Source organism: Vibrio sp. YT-16 (assembly GCF_033337405.1).
GTDB lineage: Bacteria > Pseudomonadota > Gammaproteobacteria > Enterobacterales > Vibrionaceae > Vibrio > Vibrio alginolyticus.
The window spans coordinates 323,959-342,229 of sequence record NZ_JAWOQQ010000005.1; the positions used below are offsets into that span (position 1 = coordinate 323,959).

Sequence of the window (18,271 nt, forward strand, 5' to 3'; positions counted from 1 at the left end):
GTAGGCTCTGCATGGCTTTGATTTGGGCAGCAATGACACTGCCCTCGTCTATGGTTGGTTACATTGAGCTTTGATCGAAATCGTTGCCTTGGTCAGTACCCGTTTGAGTATCCGAGTCGAAGCTGCCAGAGTCATCCGTGAAGTCAACACCTTGATCTTGACCTCCCGCACTTGTCCAGTCGCTGCCGCCAGATTCCATACCCGCCATGTCTGGTTGCTGATCTTGCGCAGAACCTTGCATCGTGTATTGATCATCGACTTCAACTTCAACTGTGCCACTCGCACCTTCTACTGCGCTGCCCAATTCGTCGTAACCTTGGAATTGGATTTCGCTCGTACCTTCGTAACCTTCTGGTAAGTCAACCGATACTGGTTGGTTCAGGTTGCCACTTAATGTGAAGCTGCCATCGCCATTATCCAGTGCGTTGCTTACTGATGCACCATCAGGTAGACCGGACATTTCTGCATAATCCACCGATTCGTTACCACTGACCTCATCTGGAACCGAGATAGAAATGGTATCGCCTGGTGCTGCAGTCACATCAGCTGCGCTCTCCTCTTCACTGTCTGCACCGTTTGCTGCTTGCTCTTCAGGCTGTTGCGCTTCGCCAACTTGCTGCTCTGATGATGCTCGAGCAGTTTGGATTTGTGGCTCGTCACTTTGCGCTGAATCGTCCGCAACTTGGATGCTCAGATTCTGAGTCGATACTTCACCGTTGTCGTTGACCTGAACATCCATAGCCAAATTGCCATCGAAGTCATCGTTCGGCCAGTATGTCCACTCTTCGTCACCTGATTTCGCGAAGAAACCTGCATCGTTTGCATCGGCGACATCCAACACTTCTGCTGAAGGGCTAATGCCAAGCTCATCAATCAACTGTGCTTCCGTTAGTGTTAGTGAACCATCATCAGCGAGTGCGTAGCCTTCGCTGGTAGTGGTTTCACCTTCACCTTGGATGTCGACATTAAAGAAGCTCTCAATGCGGTTTTCACCGTCAGTTGCAATAAAGCCAACTTGAACATCTCCGGTGTAGCCTTCTGCTGGTGTGAATTGGTAGTTACCTTGGTTATCGGTCTCTATCACACCTTGACCTTCCATTAGGCTCACTGACTCAATGCTCAAGCTGTCGCCTTCTGCATCGCTCAAGGTCGATAGCATGTCATCATTGGTGAACGACAAGGTGCCATCCGCTGCCATTTCTGTGGTAGAAATGCTGTCGATTTCTGGAGAAGCATTCTCTTGTGGTGCGTCTTCTTTCACGACCACGCCTGTTTGCTCATCATGAAGCACACCGTCTTTATCAATCACGTAAGCGATATCCGCTTCACCAGTAAAGCCTGGTGCTGGATTGAATGTCCATGTGCCATCACCGTTATCGACAATCTCACCTTGGCTGCGATCAGCTAGGTGAACGAATTTCACTTCATCACCCGCGTCAGCGTCTACGTTCTCTGCCAATCCGATTAGGTCATCTGCGGTTAGGATAACAGGTTCACCCGCTAGGGTTTCGAAGTCACCTGAATCGATGCCATCTTCGAACTCTTCTGGCTCGTCACCATAATCCACCGTTGTTGCGGTCACGGTTACGAAGAACTCGCCATTAAAGTCAGCCGGAGGCGTCATTTGCAGGTCTGAAATATCCCACTCGTTCAAGTCGATGTATTGACCCGGCTCCGTAATGGTAATGGTATTCACACCATCCGTAACTTCGAAGCCAACAGGGAAACCAGTCATCACTAGGTTACTTAGCGTTTCTGAATCGTCGATTAGACCGACATTCAAGCCTAGGTGACCTGTTTCGTCTTCACCGAAGACTAATGGACCATCATGGTCGGTTGTGATGACCGCGCCATCCGCAACAGGGCGAACAAACACAGGCACATCAAGTACTGTTTCAAACTCACCGTCACTTACCACGACTTGCAAGTCAGAAACCCCTGCAAAATCGCCAGTTGGTGTGAATGTCCAAGTACCGTCACCGTTGTCTGTTACCTCACCACCATCTTCACCTTCTGCGGTGATAATGCGTGATACGACTAGGTTTTCAGTGTCGATATCGCCGAACAAGTTCATCAGGTCGCCAGCGTCGAAGGTGAATGCGCCATCCTCGTCAGTTGCCATAAAGGCATTACCCACATTGAATGGAGCATCGTTGACTGGAATGACATCCACATTCAACGAGCCTTCAACCACTTCTTCACCATCCGTCGCGGTGTAGCCCAGTTCCACCAAACCATTGAAGTCTTGAGTAGTTACCAAGTGGTACATACCATCTGGTTGCTGGGTTAATGTCGCGTTTGCAGGAGCACGAACCGTGATGCTTTCTACGCTGATTTCGTCACCATCAAGATCCGTAACTTGATCAGCGATGTAAGCTGGGTCAATCACCATGACCACATCTTCTTCGCCTTGCATCTGGATGGTTGGCGCTTCTGGTGCATCGTTAACCGCTTCGACGTTTAGATTGCCTTCAACCGGCGTAACTAAATCACCATCGCTAACACCGAACGACATTGGCACATCACCATTGAAGTTCTCAGCCGGAGTGAATGACCAAGTACCATCACCGTTGTCTAGCAAATCACCGTATTGCTCATCAATCACTAGGTCGACAGCAGACAGTTCATCGTAGGTGTTGTCGATGTCTGTCGCGTTAGCAAGCAACATGTCCTGCGTAATAAGAATGGTGGTATCTTCGGTGCCAGCAATATTCACTGGCGTTGATTGCGGCGCATCGTTAATTGGGTTTACCGTTAGGTCGACGCCCACTTCCACGCTCGCACCATCGTTATCAATCAAGTCGAAGCTTAGGTCGATATCGCCATTGAAGTTCGCATCAGGCGTAATCGTAAAGCTACCATCTTGGTTCTCAACAACGGTTGCATTGGCTACCGCGGTTAAGTTCACTGCTTCTATATTATCGCTGTCGACGTCACCCGCTTGAGCCAGTAACTGCTCTTGACTCAATGTGATTGAACCGTCTTCATCGACGCTGTAAGCCAAGTCGCCAGATACCGGAGCATCGTTGACTGGCAATACATCAATGTTCGCGTTGGTTGTCGCAGTTGCACCGTCTTCATCAGCGACGACTACGTCTAGGCTTACGCCACCGTTGAAGTTTTCATTTGGTGCGAAGCTGTAAGTGCCATCGTCATTCGCCGTTAGAATGCCGTCGCTACCACTGTAAGAGACGCTTTCTAGGCTCACGTCACCTTCCACATCGCTTGATTGCGCTAGCAGTTGCTCTTCCGTGAAGATAATGACTTCGTCTTCATTGACAGAGTAACTTGTCGCACCTGCGATTGGTGGATCGTTCACCTCAAGAACGGTAATACCCGCAGTGGTTGAATCTGTCGCACCCTCTTCATCGACAACTACAACGTCTAGGCTGACCTCGCCATTGAAGTTCTCGTTTGGAGAGAAGGTGTACGTACCATCACCATTGTCTTGGAAGACGCCATCGTTGCCACTGTAAGTCACACTACTGATGTCTACGTCGCCTTCAATATCCGACGAATTAGCCAGTAGTTGCTCGTCACTGATGGTGATCGAGTTGTCTTCATGAACGGTGTAGGACGTGCTGCCCGCAACTGGTGGATCGTTCTCTGGCGTCACACTCACATCAATGTTGGCAGAGGTCGTATCCGTACCGTCTGACACATCGAACGTAAAGTTCACATCGCCATTGAAGTTCTCATTCGGCGCGAAGCTGTACGTGCCATCGCCATTGTCGGTGAGAACACCGTCTGCACCTGTGTAAGTCACGCCTTCAACTGTTAGGTTGTCACCTTCTACATCAGTCGCGCCTGTTAACAAGTCAGCATCTGTGAAGGTAAGAAGACCGTCCTCACCCACGGTGAACGCTTGATCTTGTGGCTCTGGAGCGTCATTGACTGGTGTTACTGTTAAGTCGAGACCAGCCGCCACCACTTCTTCGCCATCCGTGACATCGTAACTAAACTCAATGTCGCCGTAGAAGTTCTCGCTCGGAGTAATGGTGAAGCTGCCATCCTCGTTCATTTCAACCGTTGCATTTTCATCATTGGTGCTCAGGTTGATTGCGCTTAGGTCGTCACCATCAATATCAACGGCATGCTCAAGTAACTGCTCTTGAGTTAGCGTAATGCTGTTGTCTTCGGCAGTGACTGCGCTGATGTCACCCGTCACTTCTGGTGCATCATTGGTTGGCGAGATATGAATCGTCACATCTTGCGTCGCTGTCGCCGTGGTTCCGGTATCTACATCCGTAGAGGTTGCATTCACGGTTAGCGTCACATCGCCATTGAAGTCCGCAGAAGGGATAAACTCTAGTCCTTCTAGCTCGCCTGGTTGTAGTGACCAAGTGCCGTCGCCATTATCAACACCCGCTGATAATGCGCTGCCTTCTGGCACATCTTCAATCAAGATAGCGAGGTTTTCTGAGCCATCGGTATCGGTCAATGCTGCATCGATATCAAGCGGCACAGGTGTATCTTCGGTACCAATGATTTGGTAATCCGCATCCGCTACCGTGATTTCGATGTTGTCGATACCGAACGATTCATCCCAAACGTCTTGATTCAAGGTTGAGCCGAAGCCCAGTTGCAATTCACCATCCTCGACAGGAACCGTTAGGTTGATTTGGTGAGCTTGGTCATTCCAACCACTGAAGCCTTCACGTTGAGAGGCTCCGTGGATCACTTCACCCACTTCATTACCATCTGAGTCGTAAAGCGTTGTCGTACCATCTTGAGTACGGAACGCGGAGTTTTCCAAGGTGGTTAGCTGTTCACCGCCCACAAAGATTTGGAACGACTCGCCATCCCAAGAATCGATTTCGTAGAAGCTAAACGAGATATTCACTTCGTTGACATCGCTTGGGATCTCGTAGGTTTTGCTGACCGCTTCATCACCGCCAGTGCCACCAATACGACCCAGCATATCACCCGTTTCGAAGCCTTGTGAACTTTCGGTGTTCGCGTTCCAACCGTTCGAGCCAGACTCGAAGTTATCAGACGCAATCACCAAGTCTGAAGCAATAGACAGCTCTGGCATATCAACCACAGATTGAACATCAATGTTCGCTTCTGCTGGCACGGTTGCGGTGCCATCGTTGACGTCAAACGTCACGTTCACGTTGCCATCGAAGTTTTCATTCGGAGCGAAGGTGTACGTGCCGTCACCGTTATCAACCAAAGTACCGCTGTCAGAAGCAACGTTTTCAACCGTTAGGTTATCACCATCGATATCACCTGCATTTTGCAGCAGTTGCTCTTCGGTAAAGGTGAAGCTGGTGTCTTCTTGCGTGACGAACTGTGGCTGACCAACCGTTGGTAGGTCGTTTACTGGATTCACAGTCAGATCGGCAGTCGCTTGAATGGTTGCATCGCCGTCCGTAATGTCGAAGCTCAGGTCAATGTCGCCATTGAAGTCCGCATCCGGTGTGATAGTGAAGCTACCATCATCGTTCGCAACAACGGTCGCATTACCGTCAACAGTCAGGTTGGATGCGGTTAGGTCATCACCATCTACGTCGCCGGCTTGTGCAAGAAGCTGTTCTTGGCTGAGAGTGATAGAGCCATCTTCATCCACGCTGTAAGCCAAATCACCTGATACTGGAGCATCATTGATTGGCAATACATCGATGCTTGCATTGGTTGACGCAGTTGCACCGTCTTCATCAACAACCACAACATCTAGGCTAACATCACCGTTGAAGTTTTCGTTTGGTGCGAAGCTGAATGTGCCATCGCCGTTGTCAGTAAAGATACCGTCGGAGCCGCTGTAGCTGACGCTATCAATCGCGACGTCACCTTCAACATCAGAAGCATTCGCCAATAACTGCTCAGAGCTAATGGTGATGACTTCGTCTTCGTTGACTGAGTAGCTAGTTGCACCGGCAATTGGTGGATCGTTTACCTCAAGTACTGTAATACCCGCGGTGGTTGAATCCGTTGCACCGTCTTCATCGACGACCACAACGTCAAGGCTCACTTCACCATTGAAGTTCTCGTTTGGCGAGAAGGTGTAAGTACCGTCACCATTGTCTTGGAACACGCCATCTGCGCCACTGTAGCTGACGCTGTCGATTGCTACTTCGCCTTCGACGTCAGATGAGTTAGCCAATAACTGCTCGTTACTGATGGTGATCGAATTGTCTTCGTGCACCGTGTAAGACGTGCTGCCTGCAACCGGAGGATCGTTCTCTGGTGTGACTGTCACATCGATATTCGCGGTCACGGTATCCGTGCCGTCAGAAACATCGAAGGTAAAGTTCACGTCACCATTGAAGTTCTCGTTTGGCGCGAAGCTGTAAGTGCCATCACCATTGTCGGTTAGGACACCATCTGCGCCAGTGTAAGACACACTTTCTACCGATAGGTCATCGCCATCGATATCCGTTGCGCCATCAAGCAGATCTTCATCAGTGAACAGCAAGACGCCATCTTCGCCAATAGTGAACGCTTGATCTTCTGGCTGTGGTAGGTCGTTAACTGGATTAACCGTTAGGTCAGCCGTTGCAACAATAGTGTCGGTGCCATCGTTGATATCGAACGTGATATCAATGTCACCATTGAAGTTCGCATCAGGCGTGATGGTGAAGCTGCCATCATCGTTTGCCGTGACCGTTGCATCACCGTCAACCACTAGGTTAGATGCGGTTAGCGCGTCGCCTTCTACATCCGATGCTTGAGCAAGAAGCTGCTCTTGGCTTAGCGTAATTGAATTGTCTTCATCGACACTGTAAGCCAAGTTGCCCGATACTGGCGCATCGTTGATTGGCAATACATCGATGTTTGCGTTAGTTGCCGCAGTTGCACCGTTTTCATCAACAACCACAACATCTAGGCTAACATCGCCATCAAAGTTGGCGTTTGGTGCGAAGCTGAATGTGCCGTCACCGTTATCAGTAAAGATACCGTCAGAGCCGCTGTAGCTTACGCTATCAATCGCAACTTCACCTTCAACGTCAGAAGCGTTCGCCAATAACTGCTCAGAGCTAATGGTGATGACTTCGTCTTCGTTCACTGAGTAGCTGGTCGCGCCTGCGATTGGTGGATCGTTCACCTCAAGTACTGTAATACCTGCGGTAGTTGAATCCGTCGCACCGTCTTCATCGACCACGACAACATCTAAGCTCACTTCGCCATTGAAGTTCTCGTTTGGCGAGAAGGTGTACGTACCGTCACCATTGTCTTGGAACACACCATCTGTGCCGCTGTAGCTAACGCTATCAATCGCGACATCTCCTTCGACGTCTGATGAATTCGCCAGTAACTGCTCGTCACTGATGGTGATCGAGTTGTCTTCATGCACTGTGTAAGAGGTGCTGCCTGCCACCGGAGGATCGTTCTCTGGTGTGACTGTCACATCGATATTCGCGGTCACGGTATCCGTGCCGTCAGAAACATCGAAGGTAAAGTTCACGTCGCCATTGAAGTTCTCGTTTGGCGCGAAGCTGTAAGTGCCATCGCCATTGTCAGTTAGGACACCATCTGCGCCTGTGTAAGTGACGCCCTCTACCGATAGATCATCACCATCGATGTCCGTTGCGCCATCCAGCAGGTCTTGATCAGTGAAGGTCAACACGCCATCTTCACCAATGGTGAACGCTTGATCTTCTGGCTGCGGCAAATCATTAACTGGGTTAACGGTTAGGTCCGCCGTTGCAACAATAGTATCGCTGCCGTCGTTGATATCGAACGTGATATCAATGTCGCCGTTAAAGTTCGCATCTGGCGTGATAGTGAAGCTACCATCGTCGTTTGCCGTAACCGTTGCATCGCCATCAACCACTAGATTAGATGCGGTTAATGCGTCGCCTTCTACATCCGATGCTTGAGCAAGAAGCTGCTCTTGACTCAACGTGATTGAGTTGTCTTCGTCGACGCTGTACGCCAAGTTGCCCGATACTGGTGCATCATTGATTGGTAAGACATCGACTGTGATGTAAGTATCGACCTCTGCACCATCTTCATCGCGAATGGTCACATCCAACTGCACTTGGCCGTTGAAGTTTTCATTCGGTGCAAAGCTACAAGTACCATCACCGTTTACTGAGAAGATGCCATCTGGACCGTCGTAGCTGATGCCTACTAGCTCGACATCCCCTTCAACATCCGAAGCATTCAGTAGCACTTGCGATTCACTGAAGGTTAGAACTTGGTCTTCATCGATAGTGTATGCAGTAGGACCTGCGATTGGTGGGTCATTTACCTCAATCACAGTAATGCCTGCAGTGGTCGAGTCCGTTGCACCATCTTCATCGACAACGACAACATCTAGGCTCACCTCGCCGCTGAAATTTTCGTTTGGTGAGAAGGTGTACGTACCATCACCGTTGATTTCTAACACACCATCGTTACCGCTGTAGCTCACGCTATCAATCGCCACTTCGCCTTCTATATCAGACGAGTTAGCCAACAGCTGTTCGTTACTAATGGTAATCGAATTGTCTTCATGAACGGTGTAAGCCGTGCTGCCTGCAACCGGTGGATCGTTCTCCGGCGTCACGCTTACGTCGATATTCGCCGTCACGGTATCCGTGCCATCGGAAACATCGAAAGTGAAGTTCACGTCGCCATTAAAGTTCTCGTTTGGTGCGAAGCTATATGTGCCATCACCATTGTCAGTAAGAACACCGTCCGCGCCTGTGTAAGTGACGCCCTCAACAGATAAGTCATCCCCTTCAATATCGGTAGCGCCTGTTAGGAGATCCGCATCAGTAAAGGTCAGCACACCATCTTCACCAATGGTGAACGCTTGATCTTGTGGTTCAGGCGCATCGTTAACTGGTGACACCAATAACTCAAGGTTGGTTGAGACAACATCATCGCCGTCAGACACATCGAACGTAAAGGTGATGTCACCATTAAAGTCCGCATCTGGTGTTAACGTGTAAGTACCGTCACCATTGTCTGTGATGGTGATGTTTTCATCATCCGTTGCCAAGTTCAGTGCTGTCAGTTGGTCTCCATCCAAGTCACGCGCATTAGCGAGCAAATCTTCTTGCGTGATTAGGATTGAACCATCTTCTTCAACCACAGCAGAAACAGGCAATGCTTCAGGTGTATGTTCAATGTGAGCACCCGTTGCATTGACGTAGATGGTTTGAGAAACGGTTTCAGAATCATTATTTGATAGCTCTGTCGCCGTTGCCGTTACATTGATTTCTAGCTGTTGGTTAAAGTCTTCTGGCAATTGAATCTGTAGCTCTTGTTCAATTGCTGTGGTTGGAAGCGTTACAGAACCATCTGGACCGACTGTTACTTCACCGCTGTAGATCTGGCTGTTCACTTCACCTACATCAATGGTGAAGTTGAAGTCACTGTAATCGGCATCGCCGCCACCGTAGAGATCTTCAAAGCCGTAAACCAGTTCACCGTCTTCGTTCACAGTAGTTCGAGTATGTTCAATGCCATCTTGGTTGAGCTCTGAGCTTGTGCCGCCATGGAAGACTGCATCACCAAATTGGCTTTGAATCACGGTTTCAGAACCATCAGCACCCACAAACACGAGTTGTGGGTCGACCGTATCCATGTTCGCAGGAGAGCCATCTGCTGCACGGAACTCGTACTGACCATCTTGCATGGACGCAAAGTCATTGAAGTTGTGACCGTTAGGAATCAAGAATAGGTTGAAGCTTTCCCCTTCCGAGATTTGGAAGCTGAACTGATCTTGTCCCGGAACTAGGTCACCGCCTCCGCCAACTTGAGAGGCGTTTTCGTACACCACTTCAACGCCGGTGATATTGCCGTCTTCATCAACTTTGTAATAGCCAGCTGCGTTTTGGTAACCCGCGGTTTCACCTTCAAAGGTAACCGTGATTTCAGTATCGTTAAAACTGGTGATACCGTTGTCTTGATCGTTAAGTACCCCTTCGTTGTCGTAGCTGATCACCGAACCTTCTGGAACACCATCCACGGTCACAGTCAGCGTTTCTGACAAGTCTTGGTCAACCAATGCTGCAGCAATGTTCACTTCAACAATACCGCCTGGCTCGACCAAGATTGCTTGGTCATCCACGTTTCGACCATCGCCATCAGTGATGACTAGGTCTGGCGCATCTGCCACGGCTTCGATATGGACATTAATGTCTTGCTCAACTTCATCAGTGCCGTCAGAAACCGTAAAGCTGAATTGTAAGTCACCACTGAAGTGCTCTTCTGGTACGAAGCTAAACGTACCGTCACCGTTGTCCGTTACAGTACCTTCATCACCCGAGTAGTTAATGCTGGTAACGGTGAGGTCATCACCATCAATATCAATCGCACCACTTAGAAGATCTTCTTGCGTGAACAGGATGCTGCCATCCTCTTCAATGTGGTACATGCCAGGCGCAACAATTGGAATGTCATTGACTGGGTTCACCGTCAATGTCATTTCATTGACAACACTCAATTCACCGTCGCTTACTTCATAAGTAAACTCGATGTCTCCGTTGAAGTTCTGTGAAGGCGTAACGGTAAAGGTGCCGTCACCGTTATCCACGATAGAGGCATTCGGATCATTGGTTTCTAGTGCCGTTGCGTATAGGTCATCACCATCTTGATCGCTGGCGTTTTCAAGCAGCATTTCTTGTGTTACGAGGATAGAGCCATCCTCGTCCACGTCTGCCACGATTGGTGCTGCTTCTGGTGCATCGTTAACGAACTCAACTTTCAAGTCGATGTTTGCCGCCACCACATCGGTGCCATCGCTCACATCAAACGTGAGGTCAACATTACCAAAGAAGCCCTGCTCCGGCGTTAACGTGTAAGTGCCATCGCCATTGTCTGTCACTTGAACCATATCGCTTAGGCTCGTCACGTTCACAACAGATAAGTCATCGCCTTCGATGTCCGTCGCTTGAGCCAGCAGCTCTGCTTCAGTAATCGTGATAGCTTCGCCGTCTTCTGTGGTAAAGGACAAATCAGGTACATCTGGCAGGTCGTTCACTGGGTTAACGGTGAGGTTTAGATCCGCAGCGACGGTTTCAATCGCGTCCGTTACGTCATAAGTAAATTCGATTTCACCAAAGAAGTTTTCGCTCGGTGTAATCGTGAAGCTACCATCAGCGTTCTCAACGATGGTTGCATTAGGATCGTTGGTCGACAGGTTCACCGCTTCAAGGTTGTCACCATCCACGTCCGTCGCGTTCGCTAATAAGTCTTCTTGAGTGATGGTAATTGAGCCATCTTCATCGACGACCGCATCAACTGGACCGCTAACCTCTGGACCTTCGTTGACGATCTCAACATCGATCTTCGCTGTGCTTGGTGCACTTGCTTGACCATCGCTGATGTCGAAGGTCAGGTTCACTTCACCATAGAAGTTCGAAGTTGGTTCGAAGGTAAAGGTGTTGTCGCCGTTGTCTGTCAACGTACCTTGTGACTGGTCAACAAGCAGCAGATTCTCGATATGCAGAATGTCGCCATCCACATCGGTCGCACCTGATAACAGGTCTTTTGCTTCGATGATGATCGTGCCGTTTTCTAGCATTTGAGTATGCAGCGGTGCACCAGGGACTGGCACATCGTTGATCGGAATAACGGTCAGATCTAGATGGGTATCGACTTCATCGGTACCATCGAAGACTTTGTAATCGATGTCGACTTCACCATTGAAGTTTTCATTCGGCATAAAGGTGTAAGTGCCGTCGCCATTGTCGACGAGCTCACCGTTATCACCGCTGTAAGAGATATCAGAGATAGACAGTGCATCGCCTTCCACATCACTTGTATTCGCAAGCAGATCGTCCGCGCTAAACGTAATGCCCACATCCTCATCTGTCGACAACACAATCGGACCAGAAACAATTGGCGCATCATTTACTGCTTCGAAGTTGATGTTGATGATGTTGTCGTCGGTGAGTTCACCATCCGTAACTTGGTAACCAAGCTCAATCTCACCATAGAAGTTCTCATCCGGTGTGACTGTCCATGTACCATCGCCGTTGTCGGTTAACGTAGCGTGCTCCGCGTTATCCCCCACCAGCTCTAGGTTTTGAATATCAAGAACGTCACTATCGATATCACTCGCTTGTGCGAGAAGCTGCTCTTCAGTGATAACCACAGAGGCAAACTGCGTAGAACCTTCGGTATCGATGGTCACATTTGGCAGATCAGCCGTCAGTTCGATTTCACTGTCACCTTCACGGATATTCAGTTCTACCGTTTCCGTGATTTCCGTGCCGTCCACGCCAATAGATGTGAACACCGCTTCATCATGACAAGTTTGCGAAACCGTCATGTTTTGAACCACGTAAGTACCGTTACCTTGAATCGTACCTAGCTCAAAGTAAGATACCGGTTCGTTCACCGTTAGGGTGTAATCCGTCTCATAGCTACCACGATCTTCTTTGTGGTAAGTCATCGAGTCGATCAAGTCACCATCAGAGTTAAAGGCGCGAATTTCGACTTCCGTAAAGTGGCGAGACTCTTCCATAAACCAGCCGCCTAGACCATCTAGGTGGAAGCTGATTTCGTTGATGTCTTGGCCTTCAACGGTCACAGTCAGTTTTTCATCACCGCTCAAGCCTTGGCGGTCAGTATCGCCAATACCGTGACCGATGTGTGTTTTACCATTCCACGCACCGAGTGGGTCGTCATTACTTTGAACGGTAACTTTCAAATCACTATCAACAAACTCACGTGTGTAAGGGTCAACAGCAGTCCCCCAATCATCGAGGCTAGCGTTGTCATCAAAGGTACCAATTTTACTCGTATGCGTACCGTTCGCCAATGCATCATCGTTTGGAATGAAGCGCACTTCCGTGTCTGCAGGCACCTCCTGCCCGACTTCTAGCTGTACCCATTCGTCATTTAGATTTGCTTCAATGATGCCGTTTTCAGGGGCTTGGTCGAGACGTAACGCAGGCTCTTCACGCAGAGAAACACCCACTGTTTGGTCTTCTTCTGCTTGAATAAAGATCTCGTCGCCCGCTTCTGGCGCATCGTTGACAGGATTAACGGTCAGATCCAACGTGGTCAGAACATCATTTTCGCCATCGCTGATGTTATAAGTGAAGTCCAACTCACCGTTAAAGTTTTCCGTATGCGTAATGGTGAATGAACCATCATCGTTGGCTACGATCGTCGCATCTGGGTCATTGGTTTGTAGATTGCTGGCAACAAGGTCATCACCTTCAATGTCTGTCGCATTCGCAAGCAACTGTTCTTGCGTGATGGTGATGGCGTTATCTTCATCCACTTCAGCTTGAATGCCTGATGTTTCAGGAGCGTCGTTCACCGCGATAACATCGATGCCTGCGGTTGTCGTATCCGTTGCACCATCTTGGTCGATGACCGTAACGTCGAGCGAAATGTTACCGTCAAAGTTCTCATTTGGTGTGAAGGTATATGTGCCGTCGCCATTGTCCACGAAGCTACCGTCGTTACCAGAGTAGCTAACATTCGCCAAGGCTACGTCGCCTTCCACATCAGAAGAGTTGGCTAACAACTGCTCGTCACTGATGGTGATTTGACCATCTTCTTGAACCGTGTACGACGTTGAACCTGCAACCGGTGGATCGTTCACTGGTGTCACGCTGACATCAATGAATGCAGGTGTTGAACCTGTGCCGTCAGACACATCGAATGTGAACTGGACGTCACCGTTGAAGTTCTCATTCGGCGCAAAGCTGTAAGTACCATCGCCATTGTCGGTAAGTACACCATCCGCACCTGTGTAGAGAACGTTTTCGATAGACAGATCATCGCCATCAATATCCGATGCACCTTCCAATAGGTCTGCATCCGTGAACAGCAAGGTGCCATCTTCTTCTATCGTGAACTGTTGATCTTGCGCTTGTGGCAAGTCATTCACAGGATTAACCGTAATATCCAGACCAACTTGTACCGAGCCGCCATCGTTATCAATGATATCGAAGGTCAGATCTAGGTCGCCGTTGTAGTTTTCATCCGGTGTGATGGTGTAACTGCCATCATCGTTGTATTGAATTGTCGCGTTGTCATCTGTCGATAGATTGATGGCTTCAAGGTTCTCGCTATCAATATCGCCCGCTTTGGCAAGCAACTGCTCTTGGCTTAGCGTAATTGAGCTGTCTTCGTTGATGGTGTAAGCCAAATCGCCCGATACTGGTGGATCGTTGATTGGCAATACATCGACATTGATGTGCGTATCAACGGTTGCCCCATTCTCATCTTGAATGGTCACATCCAACTGAACTTGGCCATTGAAGTTCTCGTTTGGCGCAAAGCTACAAGTACCATCGCCATTAACGGTAAAGATACCATCCGAGCCTTCATAGCTGATACCAACAAGCTCTACATCGCCCTCGATATCAGATGCGTTGGCAAGAATTTGTGACTCACTGAATGTCAGAACTGAATCTTCATCAATCGTGTAAGACGTTGGACCGGCAACTGGAGGGTCATTCACTTCAATGACGGTAATGCCTGCGGTCGTTTCGTCAATCGCACCTTGCTCATCCGCAACAATCACATCAAGGCTGATATCACCGCTGAAGTTCTCATTCGGCATGAAGGTATAAGTGCCGTCACCGTTGTCTTGGAATACGCCATCGGTGCCTGAATAGGTCACGCTATCGATGGACACTGCGCCTTCCACATCCGAAGAGTTAGCCAGAAGCTGCTCGTCAGAAATGGTAATTGCGTTGTCTTCATCAACCGTGTAAGACGTAGAACCCGCAACCGGAGGATCGTTCACTGGAGTGACGCTCACGTCCACATTTGCTGGTACGGTCTCAGTGCCGTCAGAAACACCAAAGCTAAAGCTGACATCACCGTTGAAGTTTTCATTTGGTGCAAAGGTGTAAGTACCATCACCGTGGTCAGTCAGCACACCATCGCTGCCTGTATAGCTAATGCCGTCAACCGTTAAGTTATCGCCATCGATATCGGTCGCGCCAGCAAGTAGGTCTGCGTCGGTAAACTGAAGCGTGCCGTCTTCTTCAACACTGAACTGCTGGTCTTGAGGGACAGGAAGATCGTTAACTGGATTAACCGTTAGATCCGCCGTTGCTTGGATAGTGTCTGTGCCATCTGTAATGTTGAATTGGATATCAATGTCACCATTAAAGTCCGCATCTGGTGTAATCGTGAAGCTGCCATCATCGTTCGCTGTAACGGTTGCGTTTCCATCGACAGTCAAATCGCTAGCAGTCAGGTCATCGCCTTCAATATCAGACGCTTGAGAAAGAAGCTGCTCTTGGCTGAGTGTAATCGCACCGTCTTCATCAACACTGTAAGCCAAATCACCCGATACTGGCGCATCATTGATTGGCAATACATTCACATTGATGACGGTATCAACTTCTGCTCCATCTTCATCTCGAATGGTGACATCAAGCTGAACTTGTCCGTTAAAGTTCTCGTTTGGCGCGAAGCTGCACGTTCCATCATCGTTAACGGTGAAAATGCCATCCGGACCATCGTAACTAATGCCAACAAGCTCTACATCGCCTTCCACATCAGAGGCATTCAACAGCACTTGCGACTCACTAAACGTCAGAACTGAATCTTCATCAATGGTGTAAGAAGTTGGTCCTGCGACTGGTGGATCGTTCACTTCCAGCACCGTAATGCCAGCAGTGGTGGCATCCGTTGCGCCTTCTTCATCAGCGACGACAACATCAAGCGTCACTTCACCATTAAAGTTTTCATTTGGAGAGAAGGTGTACGTACCGTCACCATTGATTTGCAACACACCATCGCTGCCAGAGTAGCTCACGCTATCAATCGAGACATCCCCTTCTAAATCCGAAGAATTTGCCAACAGTTGCGCGTCAGAAATGGTAATAGAGTTGTCTTCGTGAACCGTGTAAGACGTTGAACCAGCCACCGGAGGATCATTCACCGGCGTGACACTCACATCTACATTCGCTGAAACCGTATCTGTGCCATCAGATACGTCGAAGCTGAAGTTTACATCGCCATTGAAGTTCTCATTTGGCGCAAAGCTATACGTGCCATCGCCATTGTCAGTTAGAACGCCGTCGGTGCCTTCATAGCTGATTCCCGTTACAGAAAGGTCATCGCCTTCAATGTCGGTCGCACCAGCAAGCAGATCCGCATCAGTAAATTGCAGTGTGCCGTCCTCTTCCACACTGAATTGTTGGTCTTGAGGAACAGGCAGATCGTTGATTGGATTAACGGTTAGGTCAGCGGTTGCTTGAACGGTATTCGTACCATCTGAGATATCAAAGCTAATGTCGATATCACCGTTGAAATCTGCGTTCGGCGTGATGGTGAAGCTACCATCGTCATTTTGAGTCACCGTCGCGTTGCCATCTACCGAAAGGTTAGTAGCCGTCAGTGCATCGCCTTCCACATCAGAAGCTTGCGACAACAACTGCTCTTGGCTCAGACGAATCGAGCCATCTTCATCCACTGAGTAAGCAAGATTGCCAGACACTGGCGCATCATCGACAGGCGTGACGCTTACATCAATGTTAGCAGAAACCGTATCTGTGCCATCGGACACATCAAAGCTGAAGTTCACATCACCATTGAAGTTTTCATTTGGCGCAAAAGTGTAAGTCCCATTACCGTTGTCGGTCAGGATGCCGTCGCCACCATCGTAGATCACACCTTCAACTGTTAGGTTATCGCCTTCAATATCCGTTGCGCCAGTAAGCAGGTCAGCGTCCGTAAAGATCAGCGTGCCATCTTCTTCCACGTTGAACTGCTGGTCTTGAGGAACCGGCAAATCGTTGATTGGGTTAACGGTTAGATCAGCGGTTGCTTGAACGGTGTTCGTGCCATCTGAGATATCGAAGCTGATGTCGATATCACCGTTGAAATCTGCGTCCGGCGTGATGGTGAAGCTACCATCGTCATTTTGAGTCACCGTCGCATTGCCATCTACCGAAAGATTAGATGCCGTCAGTGCATCGCCTTCCACATCGGAAGCTTGCGACAACAACTGCTCTTGGCTCAAACGAATCGAGCCATCTTCATCCACCGAGTAAGCAAGATTGCCCGACACTGGCGCATCATCGACAGGCGTAACACTGACATCAATGTTGGCAGAAACCGTATCTGTGCCGTCGGACACATCAAAGCTGAAGTTCACATCACCATTGAAGTTTTCATTTGGCGCAAAAGTATAAGTCCCATTGCCGTTGTCGGTCAGGATGCCGTCGCCACCATCGTAACTCACGCCTTCAACGGTTAGGTTATCGCCTTCAATATCGGTAGCGCCAGCAAGCAGGTCAGCATCGGTGAAGATCAGGGTGCCGTCTTCTTCCACCTCAAAGGTTTTATCTTCAGGCACTGGTGCGTCATTGATTGGACGAACAGTTAAATCAATCGAGCTAGAAATGGTTTCTTGACCATCACTGATATCAAACGTTAAGCCGAGTTCACCATTAAAATCAGTATCAGGTGTGACGGTATAAGTGCCATCACCATTATCCACAACCGATGCATTAGCACCCACTTGCACGTTGAATGCGGCAAGATCATCGCCATCAACATCACTCGTGTATCCGAGAAGTTGTTCTTGAGTGAAGGTAATAGTGCCATCTTCATCCATGATGTATGCCAGATCTTGCCCTACTTCTGGCGCGTCATTTTCACCTTCGACTTTAATCTGGAACGTTTCGCTCGTAGTTTCGGAGTCGAAATCGTCTTCTACTTGCGTCGTAGTTTCTTCGCTGGTGTCTTGTACATCCACCGCGAAGCTCTCTTCAGTGGTTTCTGAATCTAGCTCGTCACCACCTTGAGAACCTTCAGAGTCTGAAGAAGCACTTGGCGCAGATGAAGTTTGTACCGCTTGTCCTTGCGCTTCATTGCCTTCTGCGTCCGAACCACCTTCAGAGCCAGAGGCATCACCACCACCGACCGCTTGGGCACCCGCCCCAGAATCCGAACCACCGCTGCCCAGAGCCTCGTCACCTGATTCTCCGCTAGAAGCTACACTATCAACAACATTGGATTGTGCAGCGTCAGAGTCGCTGCTACTTTCAGTATCCTCTTCTTGAACTGCGCCACCCGAGCTCACTGCTTCTTCTTCCGTACCCGCGCCACTAGGATTTTCTTCCATCGCACGATTGGCTTCATCAACAGCATCTGCACTTTCAGCACCGGTCGCTACAGTCGAAGAGACGGTCGACTGCTGTTTTTCTTCTTTTGTCCCCGTATCCTTCGTTTCTGTTTGCTCTACCGCATCGTTAAGCTTTTCATTGTCTTTTTCTTGATTAGTGTCGCCTGCCATTACAGCCTCCGTTGCTTTTAGCTAACTGATCGTATTTAGAGGCAGTAAAGGACACCATTTTTAGAAACCAACTTTTTTATACAACTTTTTTCATACCTTTCGAGTTCCATA

1 protein-coding gene is annotated in these 18,271 nt (G+C 49.1%); it reads right to left on the reverse strand.

The annotated features are described in order from the left end of the window. Positions 1-58: 58 nt before the first annotated feature. Entirely contained in the window at positions 59-18,160 is an 18,102-nt protein-coding gene (locus tag R7F07_RS12065) for a tandem-95 repeat protein (protein ID WP_318110512.1), read from the reverse strand. Positions 18,161-18,271: the final 111 nt, after the last annotated feature.